Source organism: Streptosporangium sp. NPDC002607, from assembly GCF_053592655.1.
In genome coordinates this window covers 204275-231187 of sequence record NZ_JBSFWD010000010.1, presented here as the reverse complement: position 1 = coordinate 231187, position 26913 = coordinate 204275, and the positions used below count along the sequence as shown (strand labels likewise).

The following is a 26913-nucleotide window of genomic DNA, read 5'->3' as shown; positions in this document are numbered from 1 at the left end:
GCCGCGTTGTCGTCGGTCACCGCAGCACGCTGCGGCTCCCTCCTCCGCCTTGCGAGGCACCACCTGACCGATCCTCGCCACGGCAAGATCCGCAGGACAGGGCCTAGGGCGGGTGGCGCGCGGTCACCTGGTCGCGGTGGTCTCCTCGGGCAGGGTGGGGGGCTCGAAATCGAACCAGATCGGCTGCCAGTCGCTCAGCTCGTGGAAGCGGCGCAGCTCGGCGACGCCGCTGAGCCAGCCCATCCACCCGGCGTACGGGGGATTGCCCTCGTCGAAGCCGCTCATCACGAAGGTGAGCCGCGTCGCGCCGTCCGAGCCCTCCAGCTCCCAGCTGGAGACGCCGAAGCCCGGCCACTCCAGGGAGAACCTGCGGCCCGGCTCCACCTCGACGACCTTCCCCGGCGCCTCGTCCACCTCGAAGCCGCCCATGGCGAAGCGCCCGCCGACGTACGGCTCGATGTCGATCCGGTAGCCGAACCACCGGCTGAACTTCTCCGAGTCGACGAGCGAGTCGTACACCTCCTCGGGCGAGGCGCCGATGAGGAACCGCTCCTGCATTCGCGGGGAGGTGAAGTCGCACTTCGGGGTGAGCTCGCGGCCCTCCAGGTGGTCGATCAGGTTCGCGATCGACAGGCACCAGAACGTCTGCAGCGTCCCCCGGACGCCGCCGTTGCCGGAGATCGCCTCCCGGTAGTCGAAATGGGTCTGGGAGAGCGACAGGGCGGTCGACTCCGCGCTCTCCTCCTCCAGCCGGATCTCGACCGTCGTCTCCTCGCCGTCGATCAGCCACGACAGGCGCAGCGTGTGGTCGTCGACGTGCAGCGGGCGCTGGTGGGGCGCGTGGCCCTCGGGGGTGTGGCGTCCCCAGAACTCGTACCGGTGCGGCAGCTCGACCTCGGCGTGTTCGGCCAGCCAGATCCGCAGCTCGCCCGGGTCGGTCAGGGCGTGGTGGACCGCCTTGAGCGGTGCGGCCACGCGTGCGTTCAGCCTCATCGGCTCACTCACGGGGTTCTCCCTTGGGGTAGCAGGCCACGGCGAGCTTGAAAGCGTCACCTTCGGCGCCGCCGTAGCGGGTGAAAAGGTCCTGCAGGGTGGACTGGAGGTCGTTCAGGAACTCCTGACGTCGTTCCGGCGGCACCCGGATCTCGCCGGACACGCCGACGGAAGGCAGTTCGGGCGCGGTCCTGTCCAGCGCGCCGATATCGGCCTGGACCTCCTCCATGAGGTCAAGCAGGTAGCCCAGGCCCAGCTCGTCCTGGGTTCTGCGCAGGCCGATCCGGCCGACGAGACGGGGTGAGAGCCAGTAGGAGCGGGCGCTCGCCTGGTAGACGCCCTCGTGGATGCCGCGCACCCTGCGCTCGGACACCTGGGTCACCAGGCCCGCCTCCACCAGGCGTTTCACGTGGTAGTAGACCCGCTGCGGGGTCTGGTCGAGCAGGGCCGCCACCTCGGTGCACGAGCGCGGCTCGGCGAGCCGCCGCAGCACCTCGATACGCTGCGGTTTGAGCAGCGCCTCGGCCTGATCGATCTGCTCCAGATACAGGACATCTCTCATCGCAAAATCGAGCCTGTACATAAAATTCTATTTTGTCAATGACTCGGGCGCATCGCCCCCGGCGGGGCGGCCGGGACGGAGCCGAGGGCGCGGGTGGGTGGATGCTGAGAGGGCCGCCTGGGCGGGCCGGCCGCCTCACCTTCCGGTCATCAGCCCGGTCATCGGCCCGGTCGCTGGCCGGGTCACTGGCCGCTCCGGATGGCGGATGCGGGCCTCACGCGGTTAAAGCGCCCATCGGCGGTCACGGTGGCGGATGTGGGGGGAGAATCTGGCGCCGGGGGGCGGCCTCATCGGGGCTCGGCACTGGAATGGATCGCAGGCGCTGCGGCACTTTGGCGGTATTAGGGGTCTATTCTCGTACATGTCGCGATAGGTGCGTAAATAGTCGGTCATCATTGTGTCTGTCCGGACCTGCGGATACCTGGGGGCGGCAGCCCGGCTTCACAGATTCATCCCCCGGCTGGACTGGTAAGGGCAGATCCAGGCAAAAACCACGCTGCCGAAATTCACCAGCATGGTGTGCGGGGTCCGGCCTGCCGTCTCGGTGACCTGGAGCCTGATCACGGAACCGGCCCGCATCCAACTCGCCACGTCGTCCTCGGTGGGTTCGTGGCCGTGCAGGCGCAGCATCAGGTCGTGGGGCTGACCGAATATCCGTAGATGTAGTTCGCACGTGGGTTCGATATCCGCCATGATTCGCCGTCCAATGTGGCATAGACCCGGCGGGGTTGTCGGCGTCCCTTCGAGCGTACTCCCGCCGTGCGCGCGCACCCGGACCCGTGTCCGGCGGGTGACCGGCCATCCTGATCGGCGGTGATGGGATGCCCTGCCCGCATGCTTTCGGGCGCATTGTCGTATTCCTCGACTTCAAAACTGAAAATGCAGGAAAAATGGCTGATTCTTCCTTGTCATTGAGCGGCCAATGAGCATTCAAGTGCTGATTCTCGTGGATATTCTCAGCAATCCGCGATCTCATATTCCCGCCAGTCCTTCGGGATCTTTTCTGGGATGAGGAGAGTCATATGGCCAATTCGCGAAGAATCGCGGCGATCGCGGCCGCGATCGCGACGGCGGTCAGCCTCGGGGCCGTCGGCGCGCAGGCGTCGACGGCGGACGCCCGACGGTCGACGGCGGACGCCCGGTCGGAGGCCGCGGCGCCCACGAGGGGGGTCCGGATCACCCGTTTCCTCGGCGAGCAGCGCCTGCCGAACAAGATGCGGTTCCGGGGGACCACGGTCGGCGGCATCTCCGGCATCGACCGTGACCCGCGTACCGGCACCTGGTACTTCATCTCCGACGACCGGTGGCGCTACAACCCGGCCCGCTTCTACACCGGCCGCCTTGACATCAACCCGGTCACCGGAGCCTTCACCGGGGTGAACCTCACCGGGGTCACCACCCTGCGGCGCCCCGACGGGACCCCCTATCCCGCCTACGGCCAGGCCGAGTCCGCCGATCCCGAGACGATCCGCTACGACAGGTGGAGCAACCGGCTGCTCTGGGGCCACGAGGGCGACCGGCCGGACGCGACGCATCCCGAGATCCCGGTCTCCGACCTGTTCGTCCGCTGGACCAACACCCGGGGACGCCACCTCGGAGAGCTGACGACCCCCCGCAACATGAAGATGACCACCACCGACAGCGGCCCCCGGCGCAACTTCGGCTTCGAGGGCCTGACCTCCACGGCGCGCACCATCACGGCGGTCACCGAGGGCCCCAGGTACGAGGACGGCGAGCCGCCGACCGCCACCAAGGGCGCCCCGGCCCGCATCACCGTGTGGAGCCGCGACGGCAGGCCGCGCGGGCAGTACGTCTACCCGATCGACCCGCTGCCGGCGGCGCCGATCCCGCCGACCGGCCAGTCCGACAGCGGCGTCTCGGAGATCCTGGCGATCGACGACTACCGCTACCTCGCCCTCGAACGCTCCTGGATCGAAGGCGTCAACTACAAGGTCAAGCTGTATGAGATCGACCTGCGCGGTGCCACGAACGTGCTGAACAGGGACAGCCTGTCGACCGGCCGCCCGTATCGCCCGGTTTCCAAGCGCCTGGTCTCCGACCTCAGCACGGTGCGGACACCGGTGCAGAACCTGGAGAGCCTCGCCTGGGGACCGCGTCTGCGCAACGGTGAGTGCACGCTGGTGATCGGTTCCGACGACAACTTCAGCGAGCAGGAGGTCACCCAGTTCCTGGCCTTCGCCGCCAGGGGCTGCTGACAGGGCGGTCGGCACCAACCCGGACGCTGAAAGACTCCGGCGCGGCCGGGACCCACGACACGGGTCCCGGCCGCGTCGGCCCATGTGGGGCCACCTCGCGGGAGGCCGACGAGGATCCCCGAATGCGATCTCCGGCGTCGGTCCTTGAATGTGCCGTCACGGAGTGGCGGGACGGCTGGGACGAGGCCGGATGTGATCTCCGGGGTCGGCTCTTGAGCGTGCCGAACCCCGCTGGGGCGACCTCCCGGACGCACTCCGGCCCTACGGCTCGATCGATTCTCGCCCGGTTGGACCCTCCCACTGTGGGAACCTCCATGCTGGTGGCGTGAACGAGGGATATCTGCCGATCGGGCGGTTCGCGAGGCTCTGCCGGCTCAGCGTCAAGCAGTTGCGGCACTACGACGAGCTGGGCCTGCTGACCCCGGACCACGTCGATCCGGACACCGGCTACCGCTACTACCGGCCGGACCAGGCACGCGCCGCGATGCTGATCAGCCTGCTCCGCTCCATCGACGTGCCGCTGCCCTCGATCGGGCGGGTGCTGTCCGGCGACACGGGTGCGCTCGGTGACGTACGCGACCGGATGGAGGCCGATCTGGCGCGCCGCGAGCGCAACTTCGCCGCGCTTGAACGCATCCTCTCCGAAGGGCTGCACCGGCCGGAGGTGACGGTGGTCCGCGAGCCCGCCCGGCGGGTGGCCGTCGTCAGGGACGTCGCGACACTGGACCGGATCGGCGTCGTCACCTCGGCGTGCGTGGCCCGGCTGCTCGCCGCCGTGGGTGACCCGAGGGAGCTGATGATCGGGCTGTTCCCACTCGACCTCGCGCCGGAGCTCACCGTGGCCGTCGCCGTGGAGACGTCCGAGGATGTGCCGGGGACGTCCCCGGACGTCCTGCCCGGCGGTCTGTACGCCTCGGTGACGCACGTCGGTCCTTACCACCAGATCCCGCTCACCGCGCACGCGCTGCTCGCCTGGGTGGGCGAGCGCGGGCACACGCCCGAAGGCCCGCTGCGCGAGGTGTACGTCTCCAATCCCGCCACTACACCGCAGGACCGGCTGGTGACCCATCTGATGATCAAACTGGAGGATCCGGAGTGAACTGGTATTCAGCCGCGGACGATCCCGAAGTGGTGGAGTTCGGCCCCGCGCGCGGGCTCTCGGTCACCGGGCAGGGAGCGCCGGGCGGACCGGTCTACACGACGAGCGTGGGAGCGCTGTACGCCGTCGCCGGGGCGCTGCTCGGCATCGCGGCCCGCTCCGTACGGCCGTTCGAAATGCCCCCCCTGGAAGGCCGCTGGTGGGCCGAGGACGAGCGGCCGCCGCTCGACGTGCCGCGCGAGGAGTGGTGGTGGCACCTGTTCCTGCGGCTGCCGGAGCCGGTGGACGAGGCGTGGGCCGACGAGGCGCGCCAGTCCGCGGGGCACCCGGCCGCCGCCAGGGTGCAGCTCGTCACCTTCACCGAGGGACTGTGCGTGCAGGCTCTGCACCGCGGACCGTACGCGGAGGAGCCGAAGACCCTCGCCAGGATGGACGCGCTGATGCGGAGCGAGGGGCTGGTCCGGAACGGCCTGCACCACGAGATCTACCTGTCCGATACGTCGGAGACCGACCCGGAGAAGATGCTGACCGTGCTCCGCCAGCCCGTTCGCGTCGCCTGGACCCGTGGCCGTGATTCGACACCGAGTGTACGGAATCCGTTACCGCGCTATTCCGGCCCCTGGTCGGCGTAACTTTCCTCATTAAAGACCGACACTAATTATCCGGGCCCCGCTGATTCCCGCTCCGCGCGGCTCGCTCGGCTGGATTCTCCCGGCTGGGAAAGCCTTCGAAGGCCCGCCTCACGCTGCCGGTTTGAGGCGGGCCTTCGCCTTTGCGTACCAGGTCATCCGGGTGATCGCCGATCTCCGGGAGGGGGCGTCCGGGCCCTCCCGGGAGCTTTCCGACCGGAGGTTCCGGCCATTGCCGCCTCGGTCGCCGGCGGGCGACTTCTTTTTCTCCGATTCCCGCTCCGAGTCATCCGCTACGCGCCGGAATTTTATTCGTGTAATGACAGATTTAACAATTTGGCTATACGATCGCCGTTCGTGGCTGAAGTTGATCTTTCGGGACCCCGATTGGCCGACGACCTGTTCTTTGTCGTGCACGACAAAGAACAGGTCGTATGAGGCTCCATTCCCGGCTGACCGGGCTGGGGCCGGCCGGCGCGATCCTGGGGGAACTGATGCTCGCCGGGCAGGTCGCGGTGAGATCGGAGGCGGGACGGATATGGCTCGTCGCCGTCGACGCGGCGCCGGCCGGTGACGCGCCTACTCGGCCGCGGGAGCCACCGGAGCGGCCGGGATGGCCGGGACGCACAGCGGCCCGTCCTCGGCCGTCGGCTGCTCGGCGTCGGCCGGGGCGCTGCCGGCCGGCCTGGCCGCCTTGGTCAGCAGACCGGCCACCACGCAGACGTCACCGTCGTTGGCGGCGTACGCCACACCGGCGGCGGCCAGCCCGCCCACGACCAGCGCGGCACCGATCACGGCCGCCAGCTTGCGGGGGATGTTCATCAAAGCTCCCTCTGTCGGGGTTCCTGTTTCGGATCACCGCCCATTCAGCCGCACCCGGCATTCGGCCGGCGTTCGGGAAAATCCGGAGCCCTCCACGGCCGAACGCCGGCCGGTGTGAATACCAAACGCGGGACAAACACCTCGTCGGCGAGGATGAAGCCGTGTGCACGCGGGACGCTCGGGGAGGGACAGGCTTGTGCGGATCTTGATAGCCGAGGACGAGCCGCTGCTGGCCCGGACCCTGGCCGCCGGGCTGCGCCGGCAGGCCATGGCGGTGGACGTGGCCACCGACGGGGCCACGGCGCTGGAACGGCTCGCGGTCACCGACTACGACGTGCTGATCCTCGACCGTGACCTACCCGTCGTGCACGGCGACGAGGTGTGCCGGAGGCTGGTCGAGGCCGGGACGCCGTGCCGGATCCTGATGCTGACCGCGGCGCGCACGCTCGACGACACCGTCACCGGGCTCGGCCTCGGCGCCGATGACTACCTGACCAAGCCGTTCCGGCTCCCGGAACTGGTCGCACGGGTACTGGCGTTGCGGCGCCGCCCGTCACAGGCCCGCCCGCCGGTACTGGCCGCCGCCGGGGTACGGCTCGATCCCTACACCCGGCAGGTCAGCCGGGACGGCCGGCAGATCCGCCTGCCCCGCAAGGAGTTCGCCGTACTGGAGATCCTGCTGGCCGCCCGGGGCGGTGTGGTCAGCGCCGAGCACCTGCTGGAGAAGGCCTGGGACGAGCACGCCGACCCTTTCACCAACGCGGTCCGGATCACCGTCCACTCGCTGCGGCGCAAGCTCGGCGAGCCACCGCTGATCCACACCGAGATCGGCGTCGGTTACCGGCTGGCTCCGGAATGAGCGCCCGATCCGGTGGCGATCGGCCTGGTCACGGGATGACCGCCCGGCGCCGGATGACGATCCGTACCCGGCTCACCCTGCTGTACGGCGTCACCTTCACCGCGGCCACCGCCGCCGCGCTGGCCGCCGTCTACCTGCTGATGTCCGGGCTGCTCACCCCGGCGGTGGCCCCGGTGGCGCCGGTACCGGCAGGCGTCACGCCGGGCACGTCGGCCGGACCCGGTGTCCAGGGCGCCCCGCAGGTGCTCGACGACCTGCTGCGCGTCTCCGGGCTGGCGCTGGCGGTGTGCTCGCTGGGCGCGGTGGCCATCGGCTGGATCGTGGCCGGGCGCATGCTGGCCCCCATCCGCCGGGTCACCGCCACCGCGGCGGGAATCGCCGGGGGGAACCTACACGAGCGCGTCGCCCTGCACGGCCCCGCCGACGAGCTCAAGGAACTGGCCGACACCTTCGACGGCATGCTCGCCCGCCTGCAGTCCGCCTTCGACGGCCATCGGCGCTTCGCCGCCAACGCCTCGCACGAGCTGCTCACCCCGCTGGCCACCAGCCAGGCACTCCTCGACGTCGCCGCGGCCGAGCCCTCGGCCTGCGACGTGCCCGCGCTGCTCGCCGACCTGACCGAGGTCAACGCGCGCAGCGAGCGGATCGTCGGCGCGCTGCTCGACCTCGCCCGAGCCGACCACGGCGTCAGCGCCGTCGTGACCGCCGATCTGGCCGACTTCGCCCGCGACGCGATCGCCGTCACCTCCGGCGAGGCCGACCGGCGGGGCGTGGCGGTGGTCTCGCGGCTGGAGGCGGCGCCGGTCATCGGTGATCCGACCCTGCTCCGCCAGCTCGCCGTCAACCTGATGACCAACGCGATCCGGCACAACCAGCCCTCCGGCCGGGCCATGGTCACCGTCACCACCGAACGGGATCAGGCCGTGATGACCATCGGCAACACCGGCCCCCCGGTGACACCGGACCGGCTGGAGCAGCTCTTCGAGCCCTTCGTGCGGGGTGCGGGCCGCATCCGTCACGGCCCCGAGGAGGGCGGGCGCGGGCACGGTCTCGGGCTCGCGATAGTCCGCGCGGTCGTCACCGCGCACCACGGCACGCTCACCGCGACCGCCAACCCCACCGGCGGCCTGACCCTCGTCATCGGCCTGCCGTCCGGCGGCTCGAAATGAGGGCGGGCCGAACAGCGCGAGCCGCCGCCATCCGGGTCGGTTCGCGGGCCGGTGTCGTGGAGGCGTGATCCGCGTGGGCTCCCGAGCCGATACGGCGCTGGATGATCACGGACTGGGACTGTTACCATCCATTCCATGATCTTCTTCTTCCACCTGCGTTAAGGGACCGTCGGCGAGGCGAGGAACCCCCGTCGTCGACGAGGCGGGGCGGCGTGGCGCCGTCCCGAACCTTGACGTGGGAGAAGAACGATCATCATGCGCACTCGCGCGCGTTTTCTCACCGCCCCGCGTCCCAGCGCCCTCGCCGTCTCGTGACGGCGGCGCGCCTGGTGGCGCGGTGCGTCCGAGGACTGGAGCCCATCGTGGCCTCCGAGATCCTCCAGCTCGGACTCGGTCCGATCACCCATCTGGGCCACCGTGAGGTGCACTTCCGCGCGCCTCGACCGGAGCCCGGGGTGGTCCGGCTGCGCACCGCGGACGACGTGTTCCTGCTCGCCGCCCAACTGCCGGACATCGGAGCGGCCAGAACGGGTGTCGACGCGCTCGCCGAGCTCGCGGCCGTCACCGATGTGGACACGCTGCTCCGGCACCGGCTGGGCTGCGGAGGCTCCGGCGAGCTCACCGGTGTCGAGATGTCGGCGTCCTTCCTGGGAAGGCGGAACTTCAGCCGGTACGACGCCGAGGACGCCGTCGGCCGGGCCCTGGCGCGGAGGCTGGGAGCCGGCTACCACTCGCGGCGCGGGGGCGTCGCGCCGCCGCCGGCCCACAGCGCGTGGCGGCTGATCCTGGACGGTACCCGGGCGACGCTCATGCTGAGGATCACCGACCGGCCGCTGCACCGCCGTACCTACAAGCGGTGCACGATCCCGGGCACCCTGCATCCTCCGCTGGCCGCGGCGATGGCCCGGATGGCCGACATCCGGTCCGATCACCGGGTGCTCGACCCCTGCTGCGGTGCCGGAACCCTGCTCATCGAGGCCGGACACCTGCGGCCGGACGCCCGCTTCTGTGGCTTCGACCTGGACCCGGACGCGCTGCGGGCGGCGCGCACGAACGCGGCGGACTCCCGGGCCATCACCGTCCGCCCGGCCGACGCCGGCGACCTGCCGCTGGCCGACGGCAGCATCGACCGCGTCGTGTGCAACCCACCCTGGGGTACGCAGGTCGCCGCGCACGGCCTGCTCGACGGGGCTCCCTCCCGGTGGTGGACGGAGCTGCGACGGGTCCTCGCCCCCGACGGAATGGCGGTGGTGCTGATCCCCGACACCGACGACCTCGGCACCGCCATCCGGCATCGGCTGGTCCCCGTCCACGTCCAGCAGGTCCGGCTCTCCGGCGCCAGGTCGTACATCGTCCGGCTCATGGCGGGGGAGAGGCGTCAACGACGGACGTCCCGGCGCCGAGCACAGGGAGGATGAGCGCGCAGGTCGAAGGGGAAGGTCAGGGCGGTGGCGGGTACGGCGGGGGCGACCCCGCCGTACCCGGACCCTGGCCGCTCCGGCAGGGGGCGTCCGTACGGGTGCCCAACGGTGGCGGGAGTCAAGGAAGGCAGGTGTCGGCCGGTCAAATATTTGGCACGCAAAGGCCCCCGTGTCCAAGGCGGCAGTTTGGCCCGTCCCGTACCGGCCGATAACGACAGACGGCTCGGTAACCTCAGAGCGCTTCACATCGGGGGGTGGGATGCGGTCTCGATGCGGTCTGTCCCGTCTCGTCGTGGTCGCGATCCTTGTCGTCGCCACGGTGGTGAGCGGCTTCGCCGGTAGCCCGTCGCCGTCGCCGTCGCCGCCGGTTCGGGAGGGGGCCCCACTGCGGGACCCGTCGCAACTGGTGAGCCACCGGGGGGTCCTGCGCGCGCGGCTCGTCGTGGAGAGACGGCAGGTGGAGGTGGCCGGGCACCGGCTGTGGTCCCTGACGTACAACGGCGACTACATGCCGCCCACGCTGCGGATCCGGCCGGGGGACAGGCTGGAGCTGGCGATGGAGAACCGGCTGGGCAAGTACACCAACCTCCATGTGCACGGGCTGCACGTGTCGCCGAGCGGCAACTCCGACAACGTCTTCATCCACATCGATCCCGGGCAGACGTTCCACTACTCCTACCGATTCCCGGACAACCTCGCGCCAGGCACCTACTGGTACCACTCGCACGCGCATCCGATATCCGGAGTGCAGGTCGCCGGAGGGCTGTCGGGCGTCATCGTCGTCGACGGTCTGAAGCGGTATCTCCCGCCCGGCCTGCGCGACATCACCGAGCACGTCATCGCGCTCAAGGACTTCCAGATCCAGGGTGACGCGATCAGGACCCAGGATCTGCACATCGGCGCGCCCACCAACCGTACGGTCAACGGCCAGCTGAACCCGACCATCCACATCCGGCCGGGTGAGACCCAGCTGTGGCGGCTGGCCAACATCAGCGCCAACATCTACTACAAGGTCCACCTGGACGGGCAGCGGTTCCAGGTGATCGCCCATGACGCCAACCCCGTCGACCGGATCTGGTCGGCGGACTCGCTCCTCCTCGCGGCCGGTTCCCGGTTCGACGTGCTCGTACGAGGTGGTCCGCCCGGCCGTACCCGGCTGCAGACGCTCCCGTACAGCACCGGATCGGCCGGGAACAGGTTCCCGCAGGCGACCCTGGCCACCCTGGTCTCCGAGGGCACGCCGACGCACCCGGTGGAGCTGCCCGCGACCTTCGCGCCGACGGAGGACCTGAGCCACGCCGCCCTCGCCGCGCGGCGCACCATCGTGTTCTCCGAGAACAAGGCGGGAACCGAGTTCTACATCAACGGCAGGCAGTTCGACATGAACCGGGTGGACATCCGGTCGAAGCTGAACACGGTCGAGGAGTGGACGGTCCGCAACGACAGCGACGAGGAACACTCCTTCCACGTCCACACCAACGACTTCCAGCTGATGAGCACCAACGGGCGGCCTCACCACGCCCACGGCTGGCAGGACACCGTGAACATTCCCCCCAGGGGGCGGGTCGTCATCCGGATCCACTTCACCGACTACACCGGCAGGACCGTCCTGCACTGCCACATCCTCAACCACGAGGACGCGGGCATGATGGCGGTCCTGGAGATCGTCAAGTGATCGGGCCGGGAGGTCAGAGCAGGGCGCGGACCTCGCGTTCGAAGCCCGCGACGTGTTCGGCGGCGAGCCGGGCGGCCTGCTCCTCCTCGCCGTCGACGACGGCGCGCAGCAGCGGGCCGTGCTCTCCGACATGGCCCGCCATGCCGGGAAGCCGGTCGACGAACAGGCACCAGATCCGGGTGGCCAGGTTGTCGTAGCGGACCAGGGTGTCCTCAAGGTAGGGGTTTCCGGTGGCGGCGTACAGGGCGCGGTGCACGCGCAGGTCGAGACGCATCAGCTTCTCCGGCGGCAGGGTGGAGATGCGCTCGGGGGCCAGTTCCGCGCCGAGCTCGCCGAGTGCGATCCGGTCCGCCGGCGTGGCGCGCAGGGCCGCCTTGGCCGCGGCCACCGGCTCCAGCTGCTGCCGGACCTCGGAGATGTGGGCGAGGTCGGTGATGTTGACGTCGGTGGCGAAGGTGCCGCGGCGCGGGTAGGCGACCACGAGCCGCTCACCCTCCAGCCGCTTCAACGCCTCGCGGACGGGTGTCCTGCCCATGTCGAGTGAGGCGGCGAGGTGATCCTCCTTGATCGGCATCCCGGGGCGGATGTCGAGCATGACGAGCCTGTCGCGGATGGTGCGGTATGCCTGCTCGGCGAGCGAGAGCGGTGACTCGTCGTCCCCGCCCCCTACGTTGACCGTCGCTCGCACCTGACGTAGGTTACCCCACTAACTGATATATCAATAGTTTTCTAGGTGGCCTCGACCCGAACGGAGCCTCGGCGTGACCACGAACCCGCTCCCCGAGCACCCCGCCCTGCTCTGGCGCAACCCGGAGCCGAAGCCGTCGTACGACGCGATCGTCGTGGGCGGCGGCGGGCACGGGCTGGCCACCGCCTACTACCTGGCCAGAAACCACGGCATCGGCAACGTGGCGGTGCTGGAGAAGGGCTGGCTGGCCGGCGGCAACATGGCCCGCAACACCACGATCATCCGCTCCAACTACCTGTGGGACGAGAGCGCCGGGATCTACGAGTTCGCGCTGAAGCAGTGGGAGCGGCTGCCCGAGGAGCTGGACTACGACTTCCTGTTCAGCCAGCGGGGCGTGCTCAACCTCGCCCACACCCTCCAGGACGTCCGCGAGGCCCGCCGCCGGGTCAGCGCCAACCGGCTCAACGGTGTCGACGCGGAGTGGCTGGAGGCCGAGGAGGTGGCCGAGGTGTGCCCGATCATCAACATCTCCCCGGACGTCCGCTACCCGGTGCTGGGCGCGACGTTCCAGCCCCGGGCCGGCATCGCCAAGCACGACCACGTGGCCTGGGCCTTCGCCCGCGCCGCGGACGCGCTGGGCGTGGACCTCATCCAGAACTGCGCGGTCACCGGCTTCGTCAAGGACGGCGACCGGGTCGTCGGCGTGCGCACCACGCGGGGCACCGTCAACGCCGGGGTGGTCGGCCTGGTCGCCGCCGGTCACAGCGGCGTCCTGGCGGAGCAGGCCGGCTTCCGGCTGCCGGTCCGGTCGCAACCGCTGCAGGCACTGGTCTCCGAGCTGTACGCGCCGGTCCACCCCACCGTGGTCATGTCGAACCACGTGCACGTCTACGTCTCGCAGGCGCACAAGGGCGAGCTGGTCATGGGCGCCGGAGTGGACTCCTACAACGGCTACGGCCGGCGCGGCTCCTTCCATGTCATCGAGAAGCAGATGGCGGCGGCGATCGAACTGTTCCCGATCTTCGCCCGCGCGCACGTGCTCCGTACCTGGGGCGGCATCGTCGACGTCTCCCCCGACGCCTCGCCCATCATCGGCAGGACGCCCGTGGAGAACCTCTACGTCAACTGCGGCTGGGGGACCGGCGGTTTCAAGGCCACCCCGTCGGCCGGATGGACCATGGCCCACACCATGGCGACCGGGGAGCCGCACCCGCTGAACGCGCCGTTCTCCCTGGAGCGGTTCACCACCGGCGCCCTCATCGACGAGCACGGCGCCGCGGCCGTGGCCCACTGACCCCCGCGATCTCGCCAAGGAGCCACCGCATGCTGTTGCTGAACTGTCCCTGGTGCGGTCCACGGGACGAGACCGAGTACCACTACGGCGGGCAGGCCCACGTCCGCTACCCGCAGGCCCCGGCCGACCTGACCGACCAGGAATGGGCCGAGTACCTCTTCTTCCGCGACAACCCCGAGGGCCCCTTCGCCGAACGCTGGGTGCACAGCACCGGCTGCCGCCGCTGGTTCAACGTCGTGCGGGACACCACCAGCTACCGGGTGCTCGCCGTCTACCGGCCCACCGACCCCCGCCCGGAAGGATCGCGATGAGCGCCCAGCCCCACCGGCTCCCGTCCGGCGGCCGGATCGACCGTGACACGGTGCTCCGCCTCACCGTCGACGGCCAGGAGCTGACCGGCCACCCGGGTGACACCGTCGCCTCGGCGATGCTGGCCGCGGGCAGGCTCGACGTCGCCCCCTCGATCTACCGGGGGCGCCCGCGCGGCATCGTGGCGGCCGGTGTCGAGGAGCCGAACGCGCTGCTTGAGGTCCTCGGGCGGTGCTCGGAGTCGATGCTCCCGGCCACCACGGTCTCCCTCGTCGACGGGCTGGCCGTGCGGACGCTGTCCGGCCTGGGCCGGCTCGACCCCACCCCCGACGAGGCCGTCTACGACAAGATGTTCGCGCACACCGACGTCCTGGTCATCGGTGCCGGCCCGGCGGGGCTCGCCGCGGCCTCCGCCGCCGCCAGGTCGGGCGCCCGGGTGATCCTCCTCGACGAGCAGTCCGAGCCGGGGGGATCGCTGCTCTCCTGCCGGGAGGAGACGGTGAACGGCTCGCCCGCGCTGGACTGGGTGCGCGAGGTCGTGGCCGAACTCGAATCCGCCCCCGAGGCGAGGGTGCTCAGCCGCACCACCGCCTTCGGCGGCTACGACGACAACTACGTCGTCGCCGTCCAGCACCGCACCGACCATCTCGGGCACCCGGCCCCCGAGGGCGTGTCCCGCCAGCGGATCTGGCACATCCGGGCGGCGCGGGTCGTGATCGCCACCGGCGCGCACGAGCGCCCGCTGGTCTTCGCGGGCAACGACCGCCCCGGGGTGTTCCTGGCCTCGGCCGTGCGCGGCTACCTCAACCGGTACGCCGTGACGCCCTGCTCCCGCGCCGTGGTGAGCACCACCAACGACAGCGCGTACGACACGGTGACCGACCTGGTCGCGGCCGGCGTCGAGGTGGCGGCCGTGATCGACGCCCGTCCCACCCTGTCGCCGCGCGCGGCCGAGATCGCCGGGACCGGAGTGCGCGTCGTGCCGGGCAGCGCGGTCGTCGAGACGACCGGTGCCCCGCGGGTCGGCGGCGTCCTGGTCAGCGCTCTGGACGACGACGGACTGCTCAGCGGCGACGTCGAGACCATCGCGTGTGACCTGCTCGCCGTCTCCGGCGGCTGGAGCCCCGTCGTACACCTGCACAGCCAGCGGCAGGGCGGGCTGCGCTGGGACGACGTGCTCGCGGCCTTCGTCCCCGAAGGGATCGTCCGCGACCAGCGGGTGGCCGGTTCGGCCCGGGGCACCTTCGACCTCGGCGGCTGCCTCTCGGAAGGCACCGAGGCCGGGGTCGAGGCCGCCGTGGCCGCCGGGTTCCCGATCGAGGCCGAGGCTCCGGTGGGACGGGCGGCCACCGGCGAGTACGGGCCGGTCCGGCAACTCTGGCTGGTGCCGGGGCGGACCGGTGAGCCGGCCGACTGGCACGAGCACTTCGTCGACCTGCAGCGCGACCAGACCGTCGCCGACATCTGGCGGGCGACCGGTGCGGGCCTGCGCGGCATCGAGCACGTGAAGCGCTACACCACGATCGGCACCGCGCACGACCAGGGCAGGACCTCCGCCGTCAACGCGATCGGCGTGATCGCCGCCGCTCTCGGCGGCACCCCCGGGGAGATCGGTACGACGTCCTACCGGGCGCCGTACACCCCGGTCTCCTTCGCGGCCCTCGCCGGGCGCGAGCGAGGCGACCTCTTCGACCCCGAACGGACCACCCCGATCCACCCCTGGCACGTCGCGCACGGCGCCAGGTTCGAGATCGTCGGGCAGTGGCTGCGTCCCCGGTACTTCCCGAGGGACGGCGAGGACATCGACGCGGCGGTCGCCCGCGAGAGCCGGGCCGCCCGGCGGGGCGTCGCCATGATGGACGCCTCCACGCTGGGCAAGATCGAGGTCTGCGGCGCCGACGCGGGCGAGTTCCTGGACCGCGTCTACACCAACGCCCACCGGAGACTGCCGGTCGGCTCCGCCAGGTACGGGGTCATGTGCAAGCCCGACGGCATGATCCTGGACGACGGCGTGAACCTGCGCCTCGACCGGAACCGCTTCCTCCTCACCACCACCACCGGTGGTGCGGCCGGTGTCCTCGACTGGCTTGAGGAGTGGCTGCAGACCGAGTGGCCCGAGCTGGACGTGTACTGCACCTCGGTGACCGAGCAGTGGACGACGATCGCGGTGGTGGGCCCGAAGTCGCGGGAGGTGGTCGCGCGGGTGGCCCCGGACCTGGACGTCTCGGCCGAGGCGTTCCCGTTCATGACCTTCCGCGAGACCATGCTGGCCTCCGGCGTACCCGCCAGGATCTGCCGGATCTCCTTCTCCGGCGAGCTCGCCTACGAGATCAACGTGTCGGGCTGGTACGGCCTCGCCGTCTGGGAGGAGGTGTACGCCGCCGGGGCGGACCTCGACATCACGCCCTACGGCACCGAGACGATGCACGTGCTCCGCGCGGAGAAGGGTTACCCCATCGTCGGGCAGGACACCGACGGGACCGTCACGCCGCAGGACGCCGGCATGGACTGGGTGGTCTCGAAACGCAAGGACTTCATCGGTAACCGCTCCTACACCAGGGCGGACACCGCGCGGGCCGACCGCAGGCACCTGATCGGCCTGCTGCCAATCGACCGGGTGACCCGGTTGCCCGAGGGCACGCAGATCATCGCGCCGGACACGCCGGTCACCCCGGAGCAGGGACCCGTCCCGATGCTCGGGCACGTCACCTCCAGCTACCACAGCGAGGCGCTCGGCCGGCCCTTCGCCCTCGCGCTCGTCGCCGGCGGCCGGGACCGGATCGGGGAGATCCTCATCGCCCACGTGGGCGACTCCCTGGTCGAGGTCCAGGTCGCCGAACCCGTGCTGTACGACCCCGAAGGGAACAGGCGTGATGGCTGAGACGGGTCCCGTCGAACTGCGGCGCAGCCCGCTGGCGCACCTGGAGGACCGGATGCGCGGTGCCCGGGGCGGGGCACTGCGGGAGCTGCCGTTCCTGACCATGGTCTCCGTCCGGGTGGCACCCGGATCCGCGGCCTTCGACCGGATCGGGGCGGCCCTGGGGGCCGGCCTGCCGGAGCGGGTCGCGGACACCGCTCGGGCGGGAGCGCACACCGCCCTGTGGCTGGGCCCGGACGAATGGCTCGTGGTCTCGTCGGCCGACCCCGGCCCGCTGGTGGCGGACCTCGTCGAGGCCCTGGCGGGTGATTCCGGCGCGGTGGTCGACGTGTCGGCGAACCGGACGATTCTTGAGCTCAGCGGGGCCGCGGCGCGTCAGGTGCTGGAGAAGGGCTGCCCCGCCGACCTGCATCCCCGGTCGTTCGGCCCCGGCGACGCGGTGACGACCACGCTCGGACCGGTGCCCGTGCTGCTCTGGCAGTCCGGTCCCTCGACGTACCTGATCCTGCCCCGCGCCTCCTTCGCCGACTACGTCGCCCGGTGGCTGCTCGACGCGATGACCGAGTTCGCCTCACGAGCCGGGTGACGTCGACGCGGTCGCCGACGGCCAGGGGGGCGCCGTATCACCGGGCGCTCCCGGTCCGGGACCTGTGGACGGTCAGGCGGATCAGCAGCGGTGCCAGGAACGCCATCGCGAAGAGCCGGAGGCTCTGCACGCTGGAGATCAGTGGCAGGTTCGCGTGCGCGGAGGAGGCCGTCGCCAGGACCGCGTTGATCCCGCCGGGCGTCGTGGCGAGATAGGTGTCGCCGAACGGGATGTGGGTGACGGCGGAGAGCGTCCAGGCCATGGCCGCGCACGCGGCGCTGACGGCCAGCGTGCAGGCCAACGCGGCGGGCAGGATCCGGCGCAGGCGCCGCACGGCTCGCCGGGAGAACCGCAGGCCGACATCGAGCCCGATCATGGTGAACAGCAGGGTCCGCAGCATTCCGCTGGGGGCGAATCCGCCCGCGAGGCCGGTCGCGGTGAGAACGGCGGACACCAGCATGGGGCCCATCATGGCCGGGCTGGGCAGTCTCAGGCGGGAGCCCAGCAGCACGCCGAGCAGTGCGACGGCCGCGAGCACGATCAGGCCCCATGCCTGGTCGTGGCCGCTGACCAGGTGCCAGGGGCCGCCGGCACCGCCACGCGCGCCGGTGCCGGTCCCCTCCTGTGGCCGGGGGGAGATCCAGCTCAGCAGGACCGGTGTGCTCGCCACGATGAAGCCCAGCCGCAGATACTGCATGAACGCCACCAGGCGGCCGTCGGCATCGAGATCCTCGGCGGAGGCGACCGCGGCGGCCGATCCTCCAGCGATCATGCCGAGGGTGGCCGTGGCTCGATCCACTCCGCTGAAACGGGCCATGGCGAACGCGGCCGCCTGGCAGAGAAGGAGCGTCACCAGGGTCACCGCGGCCAGGGGCGCGATCGATCCGGCCACGTGGCCCAGTGCCGACAGGTCCAGGTAGGTCCCCATCAGCACGCCGAGCAGTGCCTGTGAGGTTCGGTTGAGCACGGCAGGAGCGTGATCACGCATCCGGCCGGTCAGCGCGATCGTCAGCCCGAGAAGCAGTGGTATCAGCATGTGCGAGGAGGGCACGGCAGGTTCGCCCAGTTCACCGGCCACCACAGTGATCGGCAGCACCGCCGCCCACGCGACGAGCCTGACGGCCCGGCCGGTGATGCCGCTGCCGGGGGCCGCACGGGGCGCGTTCAAGCCCTGCCGCCCTCCGCGGCGGTCATGGGAGTGGCTTTGTCTTTTCCGGTGACGGTCAGGTAGACCACAAAGCTCAAGATCGTGACGAGGAAGAGCGCGCTGGTCACGATGGCCCCCAGGCCGAGACCGCCGTCGACGCGGGACTGGGACAGGTAGTCGCCGATCGAGGCTCCCAGAGGCCGGGTCAGGACGTAGGCGATCCAGAAGGTGAGGACCGCGTTCAGCTTGGCGCCGAAGTGGGCGAGGGCGACGATCGCGATCAGCGCGCCGAACGCGAGCGCCGACACCCCGTACCCCAGGCTCAGTCCTTCTGCCGCCAGGTCGCCCGCCGCGGTGCCCAGGGCGAAGGTGAACAGGATGGCCGACCAGTAGAAGGCCTCGCGCCGGATCGTGGAGATGGTGTGGATGGACAGGGTCCTTTCGCTGGCGTACCACGCCACGAAGGTCACAACCAGAGCGATGCTGAAGACAACGGTGGTCGTCTCCAGGGAGACCCCGAGATTGTCGACGAGATTGTCGGTGATCAGCGTGCCGACGACGCTGATCAGGATCACCGCGAGCCAGTAGATCCCCGGTATGTACCTCCTCGTCCCGAACTGGAAGCCCAGCGCGATGATCAGCAGGCCGCCCATGACGTAGGTGGTGTTGGTCAGGCCCAGGTTCAGGTTCGCGTTCAGGAAGTCCGCCGCTGTCTCGCCCACCGTGGTGCACAGGACTTTGATGATCCAGAAGTAGATCGTCACTTCCGGAACCTTGTTCAACATCTGACGGCCTCGTGGCGTGGCCTTGAGCCATCCTGCGTGGGTTGTCATCGCGCCAGGCTGACACGGTTCACCTGAACGCAACCTGACTGCGTTTCCAGGCTCCTCACCGTCACGAGAGCAGGCCGGATGGTGGCCGTGCCTGCTGTTTCCCGCGCCGCATACTCTGATGAACGGAGGAGACCCACCAGCCACGGGAAGCGGGGAACGATCTTTTGACTCCAAGCGTCGCCATCGTCGAGGACGACCTGGCCCTGCGTGCCGGTCTGAGCCGCGGCCTGCGGGAGGAGGGGTTCGAGGTCTCCCTGTCGGTGGCCGGTGGGACCGCTCTGCTGCGCGGCCTCAAGGACCTCCCGCCCGATGTGTTCGTCATCGACATCGGCCTTCCCGACGTCGACGGCCGTGATCTCTGCCTGGCCCTGCGCGCGCGCGGCGTGCACACGCCGGTCCTGCTGCTCACGGCGCGCGGAGGCATCACCGACCGGTTGTCGGGCTTCCACTCGGGCGCCGACGACTACCTGCCCAAGCCGTTCCACTTCGAGGAGCTGGTGCTGCGGCTGCGGGCCCTGGTACGGCGCGGAGGCAAGGCCGCGGACCCGCCCTCTGGCCTGTATCTGGACCTCGCGGCACACGAGGCGCGCAATGAGGGCAGGGGGGTCGGCCTCACTCCGACGGAGTTCCGGCTGCTGGCGGCCTTGCTGGCGCACCGCGGGGAGGTCGTCCGCCGTCATTCACTGATCGCCGCGGCCTGGCCGCCGGGGGCGATCGTCCATGACAACACCTTGGACGCCTATGTCGTACGGCTTCGCCGCAAGCTCGACGGCATCGACCAGTCGTCGGCGATCACGACGGTCCGCGGCATCGGATACTCGGTCGGGTGATCCGGCGCAGGCTCGTCGTCACCGCGACCGCAGCACTCGCCGCCGCCCTCGTGGTTTTGACCATGGGCTTCTACCTGGTGCTCTCCCGGCAACTGGAAAAGGGCGCCGACGGTGTCCTCCGGGCGCGGGCCGGAGCGGCGGCGGCCACGGTGACGACCCTCCAGGGTCGGTTGAGGGTCAACGAGACACCATTCGACGAGGTTCTCGACAGTGGGGTGTGGGTGTTCGACGCCGGCGGTGTTCCGGTCAGCACACCGCCCGTACCCGGCCCCCTGGACTCCTCCGCTCAAAAGCTCAGCGCGGCCTCCCGCCCCACCTTCCACGATGTCGGCGACGTGCGGATGCTGGCGGTACCGCTGCACGACCCTCCGACGCCGGACGCGGTCGTGGTGGTTGCCCTTTCCATGATCCCGTACCAGGATGCCGAGCGGACCGCGCTGATCGGCGCGCTGGTCTTCGACATGCTGGTCCTCGGGCTCAGCGCCCTGCTCGTCCGGCGCTCGGTGACACAGGCCCTGCGGCCTGTCGCGCAGATGACCGCCCAGGCGGCCAAGTGGTCCGAACGGGACCTCGATCGCAGATTCGGCCTCGGCTCGCCCCGTGACGAGCTGACGGGCCTCGCCTCGACCTTGGACGGCCTGCTCGGCCGGCTCTCCGCGGCGCTCCGTCACGAACAGCGCGTCACCGCCGAGATCGCCCACGAACTGCGCACCCCGCTCACCCGGCTACGGCTGGAGACGGAGGTGGCTCTCCGCCGGGATCGCTCGGCCGCCGAGCTCCAGGCCGTGCTGCGGCGTGTTCTCGACGGGACCGACCGGATGGCCGCGGCCCTCGACACCCTGATCGGCCTGGCGCAGCAGAGCATAGATCCCTCCGCGGGCACGGCCGCGGCCGTTGACGTGGCGGCGGACGTGCTGCGGGCCTGCCGTGCGCGGGGACGTGAGATCCAGCTCGATCTGGAGTGCGCGGCCGGACTGGTCGTCGGCTGTGATCGGGAGGTGGTCCTGCGCATGCTCCAGCCGTTACTGGACAACGCGCTGCGGTACGGCCGTTCGGCGGTGCTGCTCCGCGTCTCGCGATCCGGGAACGACGCGGTGTTCGCCATCAGCGACGACGGCCCCGGATTCGGCGTCGGCGAGCTTGAGGCCGTCCTCGGTCCAGGAACACAAGGGCGGGCGGCCGCGTCCGGCGAGGGCGCCGGGCTGGGCCTCGCGCTGGCCCGCAGGCTTGCGGAGGCGGCCGGCGGCACCCTGACCCCCAAGGTGTCCCGGGGCGGTCTGGTCGAACTGCGCCTTCCGGTGGCCTGAGCTCACGCCACCGTGCGGGTCGTGGCTCCGGGCCGGGCGTCGCCGGGTTCGTCAGGTGCTCCTCGAAGGCGACAGCAGCAGGCTGAAGATCGGCGGCGAACCACGGCTCAGGACCAGCCGTCCCGCCTCGGCCTCGGCCAGGGAGCGGGCGAGCGCCAGGCCGAGGCCGTGTCCGTCACCCGCGGAGGCGCGGCGCACGAACGGGTCGCTTTCCTCCGGGACGCCGGGCCCCTGGTCGGAGACCTCGATGGCGAGCGCGTCTCCGATTTCGACGACGCCGACACAGACCTTCCCCGCCCCGTGGACGAGCGCGTTGTCGACGAGCACCCGCAGGATCTGCCGTACGGCGGGGAGCGAGGCGACCACCGGGGGCAACTCACCCGGCAGGTCGATGGTCAGCCGGCGGCCCTGTGCGGCGAGCCTGCCGTGCCAGTCGGAACGGACCTCCTCCAGCAGGGCGGCCACGTCGAGGGGTTCGGAGGCGGTGCGCGTGTCGCGGGCCAGCCGTACCAGGTCGTCGATGATGGTGTGGAGGCGCCGGCCGCGCTGGACGGCGACGGCGATGGCCCGGGTCAGGTCGGCGCCGGGCCGGGTGAGGGCCGATTCCAGGCCGAGGAGCAGGCCGGTGAGCTGGGTGCGCAACTGGTGGGAGACGTCGGCGCTGAAGGAGCGCTCGCGGTCGAGGACTTCGCCGAGGCGGTGCGCGGTGGCCGCCAGCGCCTGCCCGGCGGCGTCGGCCTCGATGATGGCCGAGCGGAGCGGCCTGATGGAGAAGTCACCCTCACCCAGTGCCTGGGCGGCCCTGGTCAGGTGCTCCAGCGGAGCCGCCAGGCGAGCCGACTGGCGCAGTGCGAAGGCGGCGGCGAGCGCGATGGCGAGGGTGGCGAGAGCGGCCATCAGCAGCCATGCGAGATGGATCCGGTCCTCGACCCCGTCGTACGGCGTGGCGACCCGCACGACCCCGAGCTGGGTCTCGTCGGTGGGGATCGGCGCGGAGGCGACGAGGAATCCGGCCTCGACGCCCTCGTGGGGGTGCCCATCGACGGCGGCGGCCACCAGGCCGGAGACGGCGGGGCCGCCGCCGTGCAGGAGGTGGCCGGAGGTGGAGTAGACGCCGACCGTGAGACCGGCGGGCACGCCGGTCGGCAGGGTGATCGCCCGGGCGCCGTTCTCGACGTCGTCGTCGGGGATGGCGGCGGCGATCCAGGTGGCGTCACGGCTGAGCGCGTTCATGGTCTCGCTGCGGTAGAGATGGCTGACCGCGATGGCGAGTGGCACCGCGAACAGGGTGACCGTGAACGCCGCCACGACGGTGATCGCGACGAGCACGCGTCGGCGCAACGAAGCCGGTCGCGGCGGGGTCGAGGGCATCGGGCCAGGCTCCCAAGCCGAAGGTAAACGTCGCGCTAACCTTACCTTTCGTATCGTCTTTGTCACTATGAGTAACGAAAATCTCGTGCGGCTGCTGCTGCTCAACCAGTTCACGATCAAGCTCGGGTTCAACATGCTGATGCCGTACCTGGCTTTCCACCTGACCCACCAGCTCGATTTGGCAGCCTGGGTGGTCGGCCTGGTGATGGGGGTGCGCAACGCGAGCCAGCGCGGAATGGCGCTGGTCGGCGGCTACCTGGCGGATCGGCTGGGGGGCCGTGTCACGGTGGTGGCCGGATGCGCTCTTCGTGCGGCCGGCTTCGCGCTGCTCGGCTTCGCCGACGGCGTCTGCGCGCTGGTGGTGGCGTCGGTGGCGACCGGGTTCGCCGGGGCCCTGTTCGATCCGGGGGTGCGCTCGTTGCTGGCCGTCGCCGCCGCGGACCGGCGGGTGCGGGTGTTCGGCTGGTTCAACATGGCAGGGCAGGCGGGGCTGCTGCTCGGCCCGCTGGCCGGGCTGGCCATGTCGGGGCTGGACTTCCGCGTCGTGGCGCTGGTCGCGGCCGGGGTGTTCGTGCTGCTGACCGTCCTGCAGGGGGTCGGGCTTCCGGCCGTCTCACCCGAGCTTCGCCGGGAACGCCGGGGATGGCGGATCGTGCTGGGCAACCGGTCCTTCTGGTACTTCTCGCTGGCGATGTCGGGGGCGTACCTGCTGTCCTTCCAGGTCTACCTGACGCTGCCCCTGGCCATGGGCCGGGCGCTGGGCGCGCAGCGCGATCTGGGCGTCGGGGAGATGTTCGCGCTGTCGGCGCTCCTCGTCATCACCCTGCAGGGGCGCGTCACCGCGTGGGCGGCCCGCACGATGACCGCGCCTCGCGCCATGAGCGCCGGGCTCGCCGTGATGGGGCTGGCCTTCGTCCCGCTCGTGGCCTGGCCCGGTCCCGTCCCGCACGTGGCGGTGGCCGACGAGGGCCTCGCCGGGCAGTCGGCCATGGCCCCGATGCTGGTCGCGGCCGCGCTCCTCGCGCTCGGCACCATGCTGATCTGCCCGTTCGAGATGGAGGTGATCGTCGCGATGTCCGGCGGACGGCTGGTCGCCACCCACTACGGGCTGTACGCCACCCTGTCGGGCATCGGGGTCACGGCCGGCAGCGTGCTGACCGGCACGCTGTGGGACGCCGCCGGACGGTGGGGCCTGGCCTGGCTGCCCTGGGCCATCCTGGTCGTGATCGGGTGGGGCTGCGCGCTGGCGATGACGCTGCTGGATCGGCGACGGCTGCTCACCCCGCCCTGGGTGAAAGGTGAACCGGCTCTCATCGAGCGCTGACGGGGTGGTTCGTAACGTGACGGTACGCACGCGAGGCATCGTGTTTTTCGCCTCACCACCCGCCCGGTCGATGACGGCGGTCCGGTCGTCATCCCACCGGTCGCGGCGTGCTCCGGCCGTACCGGCGTCGTGGAGGCCGGCGACGGTCTGGAAATGACCGCTTCCGGGCCGGTGGCGGGGGCCGCTATGGTCGTCCGATGAGCTCTCGCCGATCCCCGGGGGTCCTGGAAGCGGAGATCCTCACCGTGCTTCATGAGGCGTCCGGCGCCCTGTCACCGGGGGAGGTACGTGACCTGCTCAGCGGCAAAGGGGGTGGCGAGCTCTCCTACAGTGCCGTGGTGACCACCCTGACCAGGCTGCACGACAAGGGCGTCGTGACGCGTGAGCGGTCCGGGCGGGCCTACCGCTATGCCGCGCCCGCCGACCCCTCGGGGCTGGTCGCCTGGCGGATGAGACGATTGCTCGACGCCGAGGCCGACCACGCACCCGCCCTGACGCATTTCATCTCCGGGCTCTCGGCCGGCGATGAGGAACTGGTCCGGCGACTGCTGCTGGGGCAAGACGAGAGCGAAACCTGATGATCGACCATTTCCTGCTGTCAACGCTCGTGGCTCCCGTGGCACTGGTCGTCTCAATGGCGGTGCTGGTCGACCGGCAACATCCGGCACCGGCGGCGGTGGCCTTCGTATCCTCAGCCGTCGTGGTCGCGGCCGCGAGTGCGGTGAGCGTGGCGGCTGTCTCGATCCATGCCCTCCTGGTCCTCATCCGAGGTGATCTGCTGGAATGGCCGTACTGGATCGCCCTGGCCTTCCTGGTGATCGCCGTCGCGAGCTTCGCCGGCGGCGCCCGGCGGGAGCGGCGGTCGCTGTGCGCCGCTCGTGAGCAGGCCGCCGCCCTTCCCGACGGCGACGTCGTGGTGGTGGCCGAGAAACGACCGGCTGCCTTCACCCTCCCCGGGCGGCCGGGCCGGATCGTGGTGACCCAGGGCATGCTGGACGCTCTCGGCGAGGAGAGTCACGCGGTGGTCATGGCGCACGAGCACGCCCATCTGAGCGGCCATCATCACCGATGGCTGCTGGCCAGCCGGTTGGCCGTGGCGGCGCACCCCTTTCTGTGGCAGGTTCGTCACCTGGCGGGATACATGATCGAGCGCTGGGCCGACGAGCGGGCCGCCGAGCAGACCGGTGACCGCAGGGCGACGGCCCGGGCGATCGGTGAGGCGGCCCTGCTGTCCCCCGACGGCGAGATGCCGTCCGGGGCGGTGCCGTTCCTGGGCCTTCGAGGTCCCGGGCCCGTCCCGCGCCGGATCGCCGCCCTGCTCAAACCACTGCCCAGCCCGCGCGGCGCGTTCCTGCTCGCGGTTCCCGTCCTGGTGGCAGCGGGATCGGTGGTGTGGACCGGAGAGGCCATCGTCGACCTGACGCAGTCCGGCGGCCCCTGCGAGTAGTCAACCTCAGCGGCGTCGACACCCGCCGCTGACTCCGCCCAGGCCGGTATGGCGATGACACACTCGTCCTCCCGCCGACGCCGGAAGTGATCGGTCCGTTGCGCGCAGGCGGTCCGGTGATCGTCCCGGGAGGCCCGCAGCCGGGTGCGCTCCTCGTCTCGCCCCGTACCACGTGCGTAGCCGGGAACCTCCCCTGAGGCCGCGTGTCGCGGTTCCGTCGCGTCGCCACATCGCCGACCTGGCCCCTTACCGTGGCCGGCTCTGGCCCTGCGGTGAGCACTTAGGTTAGGCTCTGCTAACTTCTACAGCGATGTAGCTGTAATCGGGAATTCTTCTCCATGACCGAAGGAGCACCACGGTGCCGACGTTCCTCCCCAAAACCGTGCTCGCGCTGGCCGCCACCGGTGTTCTCGTCCTCGGGCTGGCCGCCTGTGGTGGCGAGTCCGCGGACACCACCGGAGCCGCTGCCGGCCCGACGGCCGACAAGAAGATCACCGTCTACAGCGGGCGCAGCGAGTCGCTGGTCAAGCCCTTGCTGGACAAGTTCACCGCGCAGAGCGGCATCGCCGTCGAGGCCCGCTACGCCAACACCGCGGCCATGGCCGCCCAGCTCCTCGAAGAGGGGGAGAAGTCACCGGCGGACGCCTTCTTCGCCCAGGACGCCGGCGCGCTCGGCGCCGTGGCCAAGAAGGGCATGTTCGCGCCGCTCCCGGCCACCGTGCTCGACAAGGTGCCGGCGACCTACCGCGCCAAGAGCGGGGAATGGGTCGGTGTCACCGCCCGCTCGCGGGTGCTGGCCTACAACCCCGACCTGGTCCCCGCCGCCCAGCTGCCCGCCTCGGTGTTCGACCTCACCGATCCGGCCTGGAAGGGCAAGGTCGGGGTGGCCCCGACCAACGCGTCCTTCCAGGCGTTCGTCACCGCGGTGACGGTGCAGCACGGACAGGTCAAGGCCAAGGAGTTCCTGGCCGGGCTCAAGGCCAACGACCCGCAGATCCGTGAGGGCAACGGCCCCATCCTGGAGGAGGTCGACTCCGGCAAGCTCGCGGTCGGCCTGATCAACCACTACTACCTGGGCGAGCTGGCCAAGGAGAGGGGTAAGACGCCTGACACGCTCACCGCCAAGCTGCACTTCTTCCCCGACGGCGACAGCGGCGCCCTGGTCAACGTGGCGGGCGTCGGCGTGCTGAAGAAGGCCGCCCAGAATCCTGACGTGCAGGCATTCGTCAACTACCTGCTCGGCGCCGAGGCACAGAAGTACTTCGCCGAGGAGACCTACGAGTACCCGGTCCTGGCCGACGCCGCACCGCCCGCGGGAGTGCCCGCTCTGGACGAGCTGAAGGTTCCCTCGGTCGACCTGAACGACCTCGACCAGCTCGAGGCGACGATCGCGCTCATCAAGGAATCGGGACTGGTCCCCTGAGAGCGTCACCGCTCTGTGCGAGGCGGCCAGG

At 70.7% G+C, this 26913-nt stretch carries 25 protein-coding genes and 1 pseudogene; 18 read left to right on the top strand and 8 right to left on the bottom strand.

What is annotated here, in order from left to right; genetic code table 11:
• Positions 1-123 precede the first annotated feature (123 nt).
• From ACWD3H_RS15120 to ACWD3H_RS15110, 3 genes are all read right to left on the bottom strand, one after another.
• Positions 124-1005, bottom strand: coding sequence for an SRPBCC family protein (locus ACWD3H_RS15120; RefSeq protein WP_355569298.1), 882 nt, complete (start codon positions 1003-1005; stop codon positions 124-126).
• A complete protein-coding gene (locus ACWD3H_RS15115; RefSeq protein ID WP_355569295.1) occupies positions 998-1555 on the bottom strand; it encodes a helix-turn-helix domain-containing protein in 558 nt (185 codons plus the stop codon). The genes ACWD3H_RS15120 and ACWD3H_RS15115 overlap by 8 nt, the downstream gene beginning before the upstream one ends.
• A 441-nt stretch (positions 1556-1996) precedes the next feature.
• Positions 1997-2248, bottom strand: a complete 252-nt coding sequence (locus ACWD3H_RS15110; protein ID WP_451955382.1) for a hypothetical protein — start codon at positions 2246-2248, stop codon at positions 1997-1999.
• A 329-nt stretch (positions 2249-2577) separates the two neighbouring features.
• Here ACWD3H_RS15110 and ACWD3H_RS15105 point away from each other — a divergent pair, with 329 nt between their 5' ends.
• From ACWD3H_RS15105 to ACWD3H_RS15090, 4 genes and pseudogenes are all read left to right on the top strand, one after another.
• Positions 2578-3771, top strand: coding sequence for an esterase-like activity of phytase family protein (locus ACWD3H_RS15105; protein WP_355569288.1), 1194 nt, complete (start codon positions 2578-2580; stop codon positions 3769-3771).
• Positions 3772-4096: 325 nt separating this feature from the next.
• Complete coding sequence (locus ACWD3H_RS15100) at positions 4097-4870, top strand: MerR family transcriptional regulator (protein ID WP_451955381.1); 774 nt, start codon at positions 4097-4099, stop codon at positions 4868-4870.
• A complete protein-coding gene (locus ACWD3H_RS15095) occupies positions 4867-5502 on the top strand; it encodes a GyrI-like domain-containing protein (protein ID WP_451955380.1) in 636 nt (211 codons plus the stop codon). Before ACWD3H_RS15100 ends, ACWD3H_RS15095 begins: the two co-directional genes overlap by 4 nt.
• 383 nt (positions 5503-5885) lie before the next feature.
• Positions 5886-6065 (top strand): annotated as a pseudogene (locus tag ACWD3H_RS15090) (GPP34 family phosphoprotein); the annotation flags it as partial.
• Between the two features lie 13 nt (positions 6066-6078).
• Here the strand turns inward: ACWD3H_RS15090 and ACWD3H_RS15085 are convergent.
• Positions 6079-6321 (bottom strand): hypothetical protein, encoded by a 243-nt coding sequence (locus ACWD3H_RS15085; RefSeq protein ID WP_451955379.1) that lies wholly within the window; start codon positions 6319-6321, stop codon positions 6079-6081.
• Between the two features lie 196 nt (positions 6322-6517).
• Here ACWD3H_RS15085 and ACWD3H_RS15080 point away from each other — a divergent pair, with 196 nt between their 5' ends.
• From ACWD3H_RS15080 to ACWD3H_RS15065, 4 genes are all read left to right on the top strand, one after another.
• A complete protein-coding gene (locus tag ACWD3H_RS15080) occupies positions 6518-7180 on the top strand; it encodes a response regulator transcription factor (RefSeq protein ID WP_451955378.1) in 663 nt (220 codons plus the stop codon).
• Between the two features lie 35 nt (positions 7181-7215).
• Positions 7216-8349, top strand: coding sequence for a sensor histidine kinase (locus ACWD3H_RS15075; protein WP_451955377.1), 1134 nt, complete (start codon positions 7216-7218; stop codon positions 8347-8349).
• Positions 8350-8711: 362 nt separating this feature from the next.
• Entirely contained in the window at positions 8712-9767 is a 1056-nt protein-coding gene (locus ACWD3H_RS15070; protein WP_451955376.1) for a TRM11 family SAM-dependent methyltransferase, read from the top strand.
• 295 nt (positions 9768-10062) lie between these two features.
• The gene (locus ACWD3H_RS15065; protein ID WP_451955375.1) at positions 10063-11445 is read left to right on the top strand and encodes a multicopper oxidase family protein; all 1383 of its coding nucleotides are present in this window, start codon (positions 10063-10065) and stop codon (positions 11443-11445) included.
• 13 nt (positions 11446-11458) lie between these two features.
• On the opposite strand, the gene ACWD3H_RS15060 is transcribed toward ACWD3H_RS15065, so the two are convergent.
• Positions 11459-12133, bottom strand: a complete 675-nt coding sequence (locus ACWD3H_RS15060; RefSeq protein ID WP_355565085.1) for a GntR family transcriptional regulator — start codon at positions 12131-12133, stop codon at positions 11459-11461.
• A 73-nt stretch (positions 12134-12206) separates the two neighbouring features.
• Here ACWD3H_RS15060 and ACWD3H_RS15055 point away from each other — a divergent pair, with 73 nt between their 5' ends.
• Genes ACWD3H_RS15055 through ACWD3H_RS15040 form a run of 4 tightly spaced genes read left to right on the top strand, consistent with a single transcriptional unit; the run spans position 12207 to position 17200 of the window.
• Positions 12207-13427, top strand: a complete 1221-nt coding sequence (locus ACWD3H_RS15055) for a sarcosine oxidase subunit beta family protein (RefSeq protein ID WP_355565082.1) — start codon at positions 12207-12209, stop codon at positions 13425-13427.
• Between the two features lie 29 nt (positions 13428-13456).
• A complete protein-coding gene (locus tag ACWD3H_RS15050; protein WP_451955374.1) occupies positions 13457-13738 on the top strand; it encodes a sarcosine oxidase subunit delta in 282 nt (93 codons plus the stop codon).
• Positions 13735-16617: a sarcosine oxidase subunit alpha family protein gene (locus tag ACWD3H_RS15045; RefSeq protein WP_451955373.1), complete on the top strand. Its 2883-nt coding sequence runs from the start codon at positions 13735-13737 to the stop codon at positions 16615-16617. Before ACWD3H_RS15050 ends, ACWD3H_RS15045 begins: the two co-directional genes overlap by 4 nt.
• Positions 16610-17200: a sarcosine oxidase subunit gamma gene (locus tag ACWD3H_RS15040; protein WP_451955372.1), complete on the top strand. Its 591-nt coding sequence runs from the start codon at positions 16610-16612 to the stop codon at positions 17198-17200. The genes ACWD3H_RS15045 and ACWD3H_RS15040 overlap by 8 nt, the downstream gene beginning before the upstream one ends.
• Before the next feature lie 37 nt (positions 17201-17237).
• Here ACWD3H_RS15040 and ACWD3H_RS15035 read toward each other — a convergent pair whose 3' ends face one another.
• Together ACWD3H_RS15035 and ACWD3H_RS15030 are read right to left on the bottom strand one after the other, a co-directional pair.
• On the bottom strand, positions 17238-18368 hold the full coding sequence (locus ACWD3H_RS15035) for an AbrB family transcriptional regulator (protein ID WP_451955371.1): 1131 nt from the start codon (positions 18366-18368) through the stop codon (positions 17238-17240).
• Entirely contained in the window at positions 18365-19111 is a 747-nt protein-coding gene (locus tag ACWD3H_RS15030; RefSeq protein ID WP_451955370.1) for a COG4705 family protein, read from the bottom strand. The genes ACWD3H_RS15035 and ACWD3H_RS15030 overlap by 4 nt, the downstream gene beginning before the upstream one ends.
• Positions 19112-19344: 233 nt before the next feature.
• On the opposite strand from ACWD3H_RS15030, the gene ACWD3H_RS15025 reads away from it, so the two are divergent.
• Positions 19345-20010, top strand: a complete 666-nt coding sequence (locus ACWD3H_RS15025) for a response regulator transcription factor (protein WP_451955369.1) — start codon at positions 19345-19347, stop codon at positions 20008-20010.
• Positions 20007-21317: an ATP-binding protein gene (locus tag ACWD3H_RS15020; protein WP_451955368.1), complete on the top strand. Its 1311-nt coding sequence runs from the start codon at positions 20007-20009 to the stop codon at positions 21315-21317. The genes ACWD3H_RS15025 and ACWD3H_RS15020 overlap by 4 nt, the downstream gene beginning before the upstream one ends.
• Positions 21318-21368: 51 nt before the next feature.
• On the opposite strand, the gene ACWD3H_RS15015 is transcribed toward ACWD3H_RS15020, so the two are convergent.
• Positions 21369-22688, bottom strand: coding sequence for a sensor histidine kinase (locus ACWD3H_RS15015; RefSeq protein ID WP_451955367.1), 1320 nt, complete (start codon positions 22686-22688; stop codon positions 21369-21371).
• Positions 22689-22755: 67 nt separating this feature from the next.
• Between ACWD3H_RS15015 and ACWD3H_RS15010 the strand changes: the two genes are divergently transcribed.
• The 4 genes from ACWD3H_RS15010 to ACWD3H_RS14995 all read left to right on the top strand — a co-directional run bounded on the left by ACWD3H_RS15010 (position 22756) and on the right by ACWD3H_RS14995 (position 26882).
• Positions 22756-24012 carry an MFS transporter gene (locus ACWD3H_RS15010; protein WP_451955366.1) on the top strand — a complete coding sequence of 419 codons (1257 nt, stop codon included), beginning with the start codon at positions 22756-22758 and terminating at the stop codon, positions 24010-24012.
• Between the two features lie 197 nt (positions 24013-24209).
• Positions 24210-24590 carry a BlaI/MecI/CopY family transcriptional regulator gene (locus tag ACWD3H_RS15005; protein ID WP_350916141.1) on the top strand — a complete coding sequence of 127 codons (381 nt, stop codon included), beginning with the start codon at positions 24210-24212 and terminating at the stop codon, positions 24588-24590.
• Positions 24590-25459, top strand: a complete 870-nt coding sequence (locus ACWD3H_RS15000; RefSeq protein ID WP_451955365.1) for a M56 family metallopeptidase — start codon at positions 24590-24592, stop codon at positions 25457-25459. Before ACWD3H_RS15005 ends, ACWD3H_RS15000 begins: the two co-directional genes overlap by 1 nt.
• 358 nt (positions 25460-25817) lie before the next feature.
• A complete protein-coding gene (locus ACWD3H_RS14995) occupies positions 25818-26882 on the top strand; it encodes an iron ABC transporter substrate-binding protein (protein ID WP_451955364.1) in 1065 nt (354 codons plus the stop codon).
• Positions 26883-26913: the final 31 nt, after the last annotated feature.